This is a genomic window from Dysgonomonas sp. 521, from assembly GCF_010501055.1.
GTDB lineage: Bacteria > Bacteroidota > Bacteroidia > Bacteroidales > Dysgonomonadaceae > Dysgonomonas.
Genome location: NZ_QVMO01000181.1, coordinates 1 through 3,131 on the forward strand (window position 1 = coordinate 1; position 3,131 = coordinate 3,131).

Consider the following 3,131-nt stretch of genomic DNA (forward strand, 5'->3'; position numbering starts at 1 on the left):
TCTAAATATAATACCAGAAAAATGAATAAAGAATGGCCCGGATGGCTGATATGACTTTTTTTTAATATATAAATATGTAACTGATTTATATCTATGTGGTTAATCTGAGTATAAACGAAAAACATATGACTTTTTTTCTTAAAATCTGAGGGTCAATAATGTTTGAGGAGTCAGGTTTAAGCCAAGCTTAATGCAAAGCAAATCATCAAAGATTCAATATTCTTTTCAAATATATGGAATCTGATACTGCTTTACTCTTGGCTGGTATTTATGCAAATTTGGTGTGGTTGCCTTGATTGTTTTTAGAAAACATTGTATACCTTTGTCTAAAGAGTTATTTGAATCTATGAATTGAAAATCGGCATAGCGAAAATCACAGCAGAGTGATGAGTTTCGGTTGTTTCTAAATCGTTACCTGTTATGCTCTAATAAACACATAACTACCTGTTTCTAAATTGTGTACATTTTAATTATAGAGTCCGTTTGCTGATGTCCAGAATATCGCAGATTTCTTCTGATTCCAACCGGATATCGCTCCAATCGGGGTCTTTGTTATTAGGTGTGGCTTCAACGCTCGTTACAAACCCGGCGATGCGATCAATCTTCTTTTCCAGTTGTTTGAAGGCATCACTCTCGAATGTTATTACTTCCATATCTGATCTTTATTGGTTCGGGGACAAATTTCAGATATGTTAAATACAAGATTATACCAGTCTTATACGGGGTGGATAGAGATTTACTTATTTCACATTGGATACGTCAATCTCAACATATTGTAATAGTTTTGTATCTTTAGATATCGAAAACCACTATCATAATTTATGGATAAGAAAAATATTGAATCAGCAGCAATTTCAGAAGTTAAGGACTCTATTCTGGGTTGCGACATACTTTCTCCTTATATTTCTGAAAATGACAAAGAGCCATCTTGGGATGGGTTTATTTATATTTATAAAGATAAAGGACGTAAAAAGGAGAATATTCAAGGAAGGGTTGCAGTTCAAGTTAAAGGAGAATCGAATTCAGATTTTACTCAATCGGAAATTAGCCATCCGGCAGATATCGCAGATTTAAAAAATTATCTAAAAGACAATGGTGTTATCTACTTTGTTGTGTATATCAACAAGCAGAATCCTCGGCAAAGGAAGGTGTATTATAATACACTTACCCCTGTAAAACTTGGTTTGAATTTAAAGTCAAACGAAAACACAACAAGCCTGAACATAAAATTGAGAGAATTCCCAAAACAGCCGGAAATACAAAAAGTCCTTTTTCTAAATTTTCTAAAAGATTCTAGACAACAAGTTAGCTATACCCCTCATAACATTATCTCTATAGATGAAGTGAAGCAAAGCAATATCAAAGGTTTTACATACTTACCAGAAAACTACAAAGTTTTAAATACCACACAAAGTTTATTTAATGTGTTAAATAGTAACGAAATATATTTCTATGCTTCTGATAACAATAAAAATCTAATTCCAACAGATCTTTTTACTTCATCGGAGTTGAGGCTAAATGTTATAGATACTGTTGATAATTGTCCTATATCAATAAATGGAAAAAATATTATAATGGTTTTAAGAGAGTTTTCTCGGAAGATGGTATGACCATTCATATAGGAAACTCTATGTCACTTTCTATTAATGAACAGGGAGGTAGCAAATTTGATTTCAAATTAGCTTCATCTGTTAGAAAAGGTATTACTGATTTAGTCTTTTATGTAGAGACTGTGAAAAATGGGAATAAGTTTTCAATAAAGGGCAAAGATTTTACCTTTTCTATAATTAACAGCAATATTGAAGATCATCTTGATTTTTTGGAAGATAGGTTGACTTTTCTAAATAAAGTAATTGATTTATTTACTATTCTCAATATTGACGAGGATTTAGATCTGGAGAAATTATCTACAGAAGATCAAATATATTTAGATATTTTATTTAAATCAATATTGGATAAAGAGAGTGTAAATATTAAAGTTGAAGGTGATGACAACACTTCAGTAACAAATCTTAAGATAGCCAATATTCAGATTAAATTGATTGTTTTCAAAAATGGAGTAGACTCATATACAATCAAAGATTTTTTCAGTTCGGAACTTCAAGCAATGCAACCAAATGACAAGGGAGATATACGAATTATGAATCCGTTCTCAATTTTGGAAAAAGAAGATTATATAAATATTTCTAACATCAACTATGGAGTAATCTTAAATTCTTATAAATCTTTATCTCATTTTGATTATATATATCAAATAGCAATATTAGATATGCTGAAAATGTTATCAGCTTATGATGAGAAACCAAATGAAAAATTATTCAACTTAATTAGAAATATTTCTGATTAGATATTAGATGAATCAAAAGATAATATACCCTTAGAAATAAAATTGCTGAACAAACTCCAAATAATTAAGAGAGAAAGAGATTTTAATGAAGAAGAAAAATCTCAGTTAGTGGAGTTAACCGAAAATTCTAATATTGAATGTAAACTCGCTGCAAATATTTTACTTGGATATAAAGATGCTGCGAAAATTTATTTCAATAAATTAACTCCCGAAGAACAAAAAGTATTTAAGTCATTCCCAATATATCGATTTTATGGTGCATAATCCGGAGCATCCCCACCCAGTAATCCGGTTCTAAATCCATTAGAAATCGGTTCTAAAAATCTGCCATTCCGGCAGATATCCACCCAAAAACGGGGCAAAACAGGGGTAAAACAGTTAAAAAAGGGCGCTAAATGAGGTTGGTCGCACCGGATTCCGGAGCATCCCCACCCAGTAGGGAAAATTGATGGTCAAAACGACCGTATTCCGGAGCATACCCACCCACTTTTCATCCTTTAAGTAGTCTCTCCTTACGAATATAAAAGTTTCCAAATAGTTTTCATTTCGCCAGCATTTTCATCAGTAGAAAACTATTTGCATTTGGTTGGCAGCATTTATTATATAGCCAAGAAATGAGATTCTTCATCCATTTCTTGAGATTCCAGGCTGTGGCACTTAGAAGAGCATTGATTTGGACATACCTCTCCCCACAGAGATAATTTTCATGCATTCTGAAGTCTGATTTGAGATGTGCGTTAACCGGTTCTATTGCTGCCCTGCGTCTAAACTTCCTCCGCTTTTT

General features: G+C 32.2%; 4 protein-coding genes and 1 pseudogene. 3 read left to right on the forward strand and 2 right to left on the reverse strand.

Going from position 1 to position 3,131, the window contains the following annotated elements:
- Nucleotides 1-470: 470 nt before the first annotated feature.
- Nucleotides 471-653, reverse strand: coding sequence for a hypothetical protein (locus tag D0T84_RS21790; RefSeq protein WP_255495532.1), 183 nt, complete (start codon nt 651-653; stop codon nt 471-473).
- A 168-nt stretch (nt 654-821) separates the two neighbouring features.
- Here D0T84_RS21790 and D0T84_RS21795 point away from each other — a divergent pair, with 168 nt between their 5' ends.
- From D0T84_RS21795 to D0T84_RS21805, 3 genes are read left to right on the forward strand one after another with little or no spacing between them, the layout of a single operon-like run.
- The gene (locus D0T84_RS21795; RefSeq protein WP_163310027.1) at nt 822-1,610 is read left to right on the forward strand and encodes a DUF4365 domain-containing protein; all 789 of its coding nucleotides are present in this window, start codon (nt 822-824) and stop codon (nt 1,608-1,610) included.
- 20 nt (nt 1,611-1,630) lie between these two features.
- Nucleotides 1,631-2,347 (forward strand): hypothetical protein, encoded by a 717-nt coding sequence (locus D0T84_RS21800; protein ID WP_163310028.1) that lies wholly within the window; start codon nt 1,631-1,633, stop codon nt 2,345-2,347.
- Between the two features lie 42 nt (nt 2,348-2,389).
- Nucleotides 2,390-2,611, forward strand: coding sequence for a hypothetical protein (locus D0T84_RS21805; RefSeq protein ID WP_163310029.1), 222 nt, complete (start codon nt 2,390-2,392; stop codon nt 2,609-2,611).
- 423 nt (nt 2,612-3,034) lie between these two features.
- Here the strand turns inward: D0T84_RS21805 and D0T84_RS23400 are convergent.
- Nucleotides 3,035-3,131: pseudogene (locus D0T84_RS23400) on the reverse strand (hypothetical protein); the annotation flags it as partial.

Excerpts from the sequence above, each read along its gene's own strand:
- D0T84_RS21790 (WP_255495532.1), bottom strand. The coding sequence starts at position 653 with ATGGAAGTAATAACATTCGAGAGTGATGCCTTCAAACAACTGGAAAAG.
- D0T84_RS21795 (WP_163310027.1), top strand. The coding sequence starts at position 822 with ATGGATAAGAAAAATATTGAATCAGCAGCAATTTCAGAAGTTAAGGAC.
- D0T84_RS21800 (WP_163310028.1), top strand. The coding sequence starts at position 1,631 with ATGTCACTTTCTATTAATGAACAGGGAGGTAGCAAATTTGATTTCAAA.